The sequence below is a fragment of the Bartonella sp. ML70XJBT.G genome (genome assembly GCF_028618575.1).
Classification (GTDB): domain Bacteria; phylum Pseudomonadota; class Alphaproteobacteria; order Rhizobiales; family Rhizobiaceae; genus Bartonella.
Genome location: NZ_JAQITA010000040.1, coordinates 1 through 6,042, shown reverse-complemented (window position 1 = coordinate 6,042; position 6,042 = coordinate 1). Strand labels below are relative to the sequence as shown.

General features: G+C 36.4%; 4 protein-coding genes and 2 pseudogenes. All 6 read left to right on the top strand.

Annotation, left to right across the window (positions count from 1 at the left end):
- Window positions 1-206, top strand: a pseudogene (locus tag PVV64_RS09710) (DUF3792 domain-containing protein); the annotation flags it as partial.
- A gap of 611 nt (window positions 207-817) precedes the next feature.
- Window positions 818-955 (top strand): annotated as a pseudogene (locus tag PVV64_RS09705) (MFS transporter); the annotation flags it as partial.
- A gap of 364 nt (window positions 956-1,319) precedes the next feature.
- Entirely contained in the window at window positions 1,320-1,448 is a 129-nt protein-coding gene (locus PVV64_RS09695; protein WP_273760799.1) for a hypothetical protein, read from the top strand.
- Between the two features lie 295 nt (window positions 1,449-1,743).
- Entirely contained in the window at window positions 1,744-3,108 is a 1,365-nt protein-coding gene (locus PVV64_RS09690; RefSeq protein WP_273760798.1) for an MFS transporter, read from the top strand.
- A 1,058-nt stretch (window positions 3,109-4,166) separates the two neighbouring features.
- A complete protein-coding gene (locus PVV64_RS09685) occupies window positions 4,167-4,877 on the top strand; it encodes a hypothetical protein (protein ID WP_273760797.1) in 711 nt (236 codons plus the stop codon).
- A gap of 6 nt (window positions 4,878-4,883) precedes the next feature.
- Window positions 4,884-5,036 carry an abortive infection family protein gene (locus tag PVV64_RS09680; RefSeq protein WP_273760796.1) on the top strand — a complete coding sequence of 51 codons (153 nt, stop codon included), beginning with the start codon at window positions 4,884-4,886 and terminating at the stop codon, window positions 5,034-5,036.
- Window positions 5,037-6,042: the final 1,006 nt, after the last annotated feature.

Genomic DNA, 6,042 nt, shown 5'->3' with positions numbered 1-6,042 from the left:
TAAAAGCCCTTGAAGAACAGACTGAAACGCTCTCTGATAATCTTGAGAATGCCCTAAAGGGAGCAAAAAACACTGCCCAAAAAGCGACGCAAACAGCATCAAACATGGGCTGGTGGGGCTTTTTAGGCAGCCTGATTGGCGCTATAATTTCCAGTGTCTTTGGCTATTATGGCTATAGAAGCCGTAAGGATTCTTTCAAGCTTTAAAAGCCTCCCCATAAAACAAACACTTAAAAAAGCTGTACATTCTGTGCAGCTTTTTTGTAAATTTTCTTCATTTCTCTACTTCTCAAAACTTTATTGTTGCAATGATATATAGCATACTTCCTTTATACGTAATAACTTGCTCTAAAGCAGCATTTCCATGAAGCAATGACAAATTTGAAACTATGAATAAGATGCGTAAAATCACCCTTTGCTGCAATTCTTGCTCGTACTAACCATCTGCTTAGTCAATGATGCTCCTTTCTTTCTCATAAGAAAAGGATATATTCCCCTAGTATATCATTGCTGAAAACATGCTTTTCATCAAATCTTGATTTCATAAACTATTTATATCCCTTGCTGTCTCATTGTCTCTCATAGTGTACGATTTTATCCGCCTATAGTTCTCATGCACTCTTTCCTAACAGATAAAGAACTTCTCATTACCGCAAAGAAGTATTGCTTTCATTTTCAAGAGAACACTTATGAAAAAAGCTTCTTTTCTCAACGTTCATCAGAAAAAACTAGACAAAACAAAATTACATGATAAATCGCATGAATTGTGCAGGAGTAAATTTACAAAACTGTAAAAGCTTTAATATGTTGGGGGCATTGTGACAAAGACAAAATCTATGATTTTCGCCCAAATGGGACTTTTTCTCGTTTTAGGCTTGAGCAGCTTTGCTGATGAAACGGCTCAAGTGACATTTGCTTTAAACTTAGCAGAAAGTACAGCTTCTATTTCAATGCTCTGATGGCAAGTTTTATGATGAAAACCATTCAGAAAAAACAACGAAACAGTCAAATGCCCGCTATATTTTCATCATACAAACAGCCGTATGTATTGGTTTTATCAGTGTAGGTTTTGTAAAAGTGCACCACACTCAATACATACTCCTTATTATCGGCATCGCCACCATGATCACAGGCATCTTAGACATTATCGTAAACAACGCTCTACAAAAAAAAAGGCAGGGGATCATGTCTAACAGACTTTGCCACCTATCTCCCAAGCAAACCATACCCAAAAAGACATGACAATCACCACTTGTAATTCCTCCCGTTCAGCTGATACTGCGCAAAACCAATCATGAGATGGAGTTCTCAGGGAGCTCATTGTCAGCCAATTCTTTTCTTTTTTACAGAATTGGAGCTGCTAACCGTGATCCTGATATTTTTATCGATCCCAATAATTTTATACTAGAGCGTAAACGGCTTGGTAAAACTGGAACAGCTTTTTTATAAGGACCGCAAATCATTTGTCCTCTGAAGCAGTCATGTCCATCTCGTGTAAGTACTGTTTTTGCTCTCATGCAGAGAGAATTGACAGCAAACAGACTGCTCGATAAACTCATGGAGATCAGTTTTTAACTGATAATTTTATTTTGGAGGAAGAGGGATTGTACACAAGGGGACCATCAGCACTCCCAATCACATTCATTCATCCCGATATTGGAGTCATCATAAACACATGTAAATTCTCAAAGCCTGTGATTTATGGAGCAGAACCAATATTAGACTATCTTCAGGGGACATAAGAATGCAAAAGAGAGATTCCTATAGCAAATCAGAAAAATGTGTCATCTATACCGTCATTATTTCCACTATACTTCCTTTGCTGGACGGAAGTATTGTCAACGTCATCCTCCCCAAGCTTGCTCATTATTTTTCAGCGCATGAAAATAATATACAATGGGTTGTAACATCCTATTTTCTCGCTACTGTTCCTGGGCTTTTGATAGCAGCTTTTGTACAGGAAAGAATAGGGATTAAAAAGACTTGGCTCCTTGCAAACTTCATTTTTATGCTTGGATCACTGGGGGTAGGATTAAGCTATGACTTTCAAAGCATTATCTCTGCCCGTATCGTTCAAGGTTTTGGAACCGGTCTTTTATTGCCCCTAAGCCAAACCATTATTGCCTTACAATTTGGACAAGAACGGGTGCGCCAAGCCATGGGCACCATAGCCATACCCACAGTTTTTGCTCCTGCCTTTGGTCCACTGGTAGGTGTATCACTTGCTCAGTATGTATCTTGGCGCTTGTTATTTTTTATCAATATTCCGCTTATTTTTTTGGCCGTCGCCATTGGAGCAAAATATTTAAAAACCAACGAAATAGCAAAAACAAAATTTAACTTACTTGCATTTTTAGCGTTTTCCATATCCCTTATTTCATTTTTTTATCTCACAGAAGCGGCAAATAGAAACAACAACAACACCGTATATATCCTAGCACTTATAGCGGTGATCTCTCTGATATTATTCATTGTTTTTAATCAGAACGCAAAAAACAAATTAATTGTCTTTAGCGGATTTACAAATGTGCGCTATATGTTGCTTATGATCATGGGGCTTATTGCTTCATTTCTTTTTTACAGCTTTCTAGTTTATTTCCCATTAGCCATCACTATAGAAGAAAGCCATGAAAATAGCCTTCTCATCATCGGCGCGGTTCTTGCGCTGCAAGGGGTAGGAGCATGGATTGGAAGAAAATTTATTTACCAGAAATGGAAAGAAAAATCTCCCTTTTTCATGATAGGCATTGGTTTGGTGATATCAAGTTTTGGGTTATTATGCTTTGGCTATCATATAAGCCTAGATGGACTAGGATTCTTGCTAAGAGGCATAGGACTTGGCATTACCACCATTGTATGCCTGTCTGCCCCTATCCAATATGTCAATCGTTTATACGTCAAAGATACAGCCGTTATCACACGCATATTACAGCAAATAGGCGGAGCCTTAGGGGGAGTATTTGCTGGCTATTTACTCCATTCACTGACAGAGAAATACCTTTCCTTAAATCAAACATATCTCATATTCTTCCTCTTCTCTATCTCTACATTTTTACTATTTTACCTCGCACTCTCCTTATCACCCAAAGAGAAAAACTCGGATTTGTGATAGAGTTGTTTGAAAAACACATAACATTTGCAATGCTATGATCATACAGCATTTGCACTGTAAGAGACGATCAACGGACCTTTCCTCAGGCCTTTATCATTTTTATGAAAGCGCGTTGAACGGGCAAATTCCTCAAGCTACTTTTTTTATTTTATCCTTTCAGCAGGGATTTTTTGCCCCCATGACATGGGCAGATTGCTAGCACTCTTGGCATCATAAGCTTATCAAGTGCTTTTGGAGCATGGCAGGCATTTATTTTGGCTCTCTCTTATATAACAAAGATATTTTGAGTTTATCTGCTTGGCAAATTTTGAGCATTGTCTCTCTCAGTGCTGTCCTTATTTCTTTACTGTCCTTCATAAAAACAGTGAAAAAATAAAATCAAGCCACTTCATCTCTTAAATCTTCATCATGCTCTCATAGACAGAAGAAAATATCCCGAAAAATGCTGTTTTCTAACTCATGATAAATATAGTTTTGAATTTTTCTGGTAATTTTTTTGCTATCAGCGCAGTTCTTTAGAGCTCTTTTATACATGTTTTAGAGTGAAACCGCCTTTTATAGGCATAAACAGCATTTTATAAAAAACCATAAGTTTTAAATTATAAGTGAGCCTAATCATCCCCCTTTTATATGTTCAATATAAAAGACAAAATAAACAAAGTCCTTGTCCTTTTCTAACAAGCAAAGAATACTCGCAACATTCGCTCACATAACACTACTAACTGTTTTTTAGAACAACCCTCTTTCAGGAATTACGCATGTTGCATACTCCCCATCTCTAGAAAACAATTTTCTTCCATCATTCATAATACAAAATTATACTTTGATCATCAGCATATATTTTTACACACCTACACACACGATGCCCCCCATCCCACCTTACCGTTGTAATAGTAAAAAATAAATTTTTTAAAACATGATATAGTATTTCTTATGCAAAAATCTTATATGAAGCACAATATGATGTGTATAATCTGTTGCCAAAGATCAAACAAATAAAATCATATTCTAAAAACTAATTCACAGATTATTTTTTGATATTATAAAGGTAAAAAATGGAATTATTATCCCAGCAAAAAGCATCTCAAAAAAACAAAATCCCTCCTGCAATCATTGGGCTACTCCCTCAAATATTTTCAGAGCATTATACAGGTAAGGAGTTAGACCACTTGTTTTTTAAATTATCTGCTCCTAATGAAACAGAAGGAGATAGCAAAGCCTTTAAAACCAAGAAACGACTCCAAGCCATCAACATGGAATGTGATGAACCACTTAAGATCCTTGGGGAACTACTTGGTGATTTTATGGACAATGCGTCTCATAAGTCCAACGAATTCTCATTTGATAAAAAGTCAGAAGATCAACGTCACATTTTAGAAACGTTAAAGAAAGATGGATTAGAATACCGCCGTGGAGGACGTATTATCAAAACTGGCTTTCTCTCTACAGAGGCATTGCAAAAAGAAGTTGCAAAGAATGGACTATCAGCAATAGAAACTGAAATAAAGAGAGCGTTGGAGAATATAGAAACCGATCCAATGGCTTCAGCTCTCTATGCAGCAAATCTATTGGAAGCGTCTTGTAAAGCTTATCTCGACCACCACTCTATCTCATATAAAGAAACAACTCTCAAGCTACCCGATTTATGGGACAAAGTGGTTAATAAAGCTAAGATTCATCCAAAAAATATGGAGAACGAAAACTTAAATGATCTGAATACAAATGACTTAAAAATGATAACATCTGGTCTCTACCAAATTGTGTAAGGTACCATGAATTTAAGAAATAAAAAAGGTGCATCCCATGGTCGCTCAGAAGAAAATTTTCGAAAAATCAACCTTAATCCTCGTCATGCGCGCTTAGTTGTTAATGCCGCCTTTGCCCTTGCAATGTATATCTTAGAGTTACGCCAAAAAACATCATAAAAAAATGCTCTCAATAAAACAAATTTCCAATACAGACATTGAGATACATTTCTGTTTTTAAAATCCATCTTTTAAAAGGCACCAGAAAGGTTCTGTATAATGAATCTCTTCCCATCCTAAAAAGACGAGAATTCTTAGCAGAACCTGTCTTTAAAGAGTCCATCTTCTCTTGAGTACATTTCTTTGCTGCCCACTTCATGGATTCACTTCAGATTCTAAAAACAAGCTCTGCCCTTAATATTCACTCTATACCTCACATCCAACCCTTGCAATGATCATCCGCGTAGTGGCTATCCCACGCATGGAGGACATAAGCGTTCTCAATTTTAGCATGCAGCAACATCGATCCTTCAAGAAGGATAAAACAACCACTATCTAAACTTTAGTGGTTATTTTTCACATGCATTACGCTTTCAGCTAATTTTTATCTATTTTAGCCCTTCTGCAAAGATTTCTTATCCGTGATCTTCGCTATGACCTTATCTGCATTGTACGCTGTTTATACCGCCATTATCCTTGGTGCAAAAAACTATCGATTGAAATGCAAAACCATTCACAAATCTATCAACCGACCTTTAAATTTTGGTCTTATTCAAAACACTACAGAATGCTTTCAAGCGGAAAGAACACTCAAAGCGCTAGAAGATAAAAATGAGCAGGAGAGAGAAAGTTTGAACGAGCACCACTTAGAAACAGCAAGAATGCTGCAAAAAATTATACAAGCCTTTCAAAGAAAAAATCTATCTTTCACAGCGTAGAATTTCTCTCTAAGAAAATGATTGTTTGAGAAGCTTCTGTTAAGAGAGAAGTTTTAATATTTCAATATCCAAAACCCGACATAAAATATTTTTAAAGGTCTGTTATTTTTTGCAGATAGGATTAAGCAGGCAAGAAGCAACTTTTCTTTTATGTCTTGTGGACTTAAGCATGACAAATTGTGCAATTTCTTATTTTTTAAAATATTTGAGCATCAGTTTTGCTTTATTGCGTCTCTCCTTGCTTTGAA

Coding starts and splice junctions, on each gene's coding strand:
- PVV64_RS09690 (WP_273760798.1), top strand. CDS start 1,744: ATGCAAAAGAGAGATTCCTATAGCAAATCAGAAAAATGTGTCATCTAT.
- PVV64_RS09685 (WP_273760797.1), top strand. CDS start 4,167: ATGGAATTATTATCCCAGCAAAAAGCATCTCAAAAAAACAAAATCCCT.
- PVV64_RS09680 (WP_273760796.1), top strand. CDS start 4,884: ATGAATTTAAGAAATAAAAAAGGTGCATCCCATGGTCGCTCAGAAGAA.